The sequence below is a fragment of the Lactobacillus ultunensis DSM 16047 genome (assembly GCF_001436305.1).
Taxonomy (GTDB): Bacteria; Bacillota; Bacilli; order Lactobacillales; family Lactobacillaceae; genus Lactobacillus; species Lactobacillus ultunensis.
Genome location: NZ_AZFO01000093.1, coordinates 1 through 375, shown reverse-complemented (window position 1 = coordinate 375; position 375 = coordinate 1). Strand labels below are relative to the sequence as shown.

3 tRNA genes are annotated in these 375 nt (G+C 41.6%); all 3 read right to left on the bottom strand.

Annotation, left to right across the window (positions count from 1 at the left end):
• Positions 1–80: 80 nt before the first annotated feature.
• The 3 genes from FC57_RS10505 to FC57_RS10495 all read right to left on the bottom strand — a co-directional run bounded on the left by FC57_RS10505 (position 81) and on the right by FC57_RS10495 (position 369).
• A tRNA-Leu gene (locus FC57_RS10505) sits at positions 81–165 on the bottom strand.
• A 39-nt stretch (positions 166–204) separates the two neighbouring features.
• Positions 205–275: transfer RNA gene (locus FC57_RS10500), tRNA-Cys, on the bottom strand.
• A gap of 22 nt (positions 276–297) precedes the next feature.
• Positions 298–369, bottom strand: a tRNA-Gln gene (locus FC57_RS10495).
• Positions 370–375: the final 6 nt, after the last annotated feature.

Here is a 375-nt window from a genome sequence, read left to right as displayed (position 1 = left end):
TTTAACTAGCACCACGCGTACTATTATATCTTTAGAAAAGAAAAAAGCGATTCAAACTAATGAATCGCTTTATAAAAAGATAGCGGTGATCGGGGTCGAACCGATACGTCCGTAATGGACACCAGATTTTGAGTCTGACGCGTCTGCCAATTCCGCCACACCGCCATAATATTAAATTTAAATAATCAACTTATTCGGTTGATAAGGCGGAGGTCGGATTCGGACCGACGATTAAGGTTTTGCAGACCTCTGCCTTACCACTTGGCTACACCGCCATAAGTTATAAAATTACTTAGATTGGGATAGCTGGATTCGAACCAGCGCATGTTAGAGTCAAAGTCTAATGCCTTACCACTTGGCTATATCCCAATACTA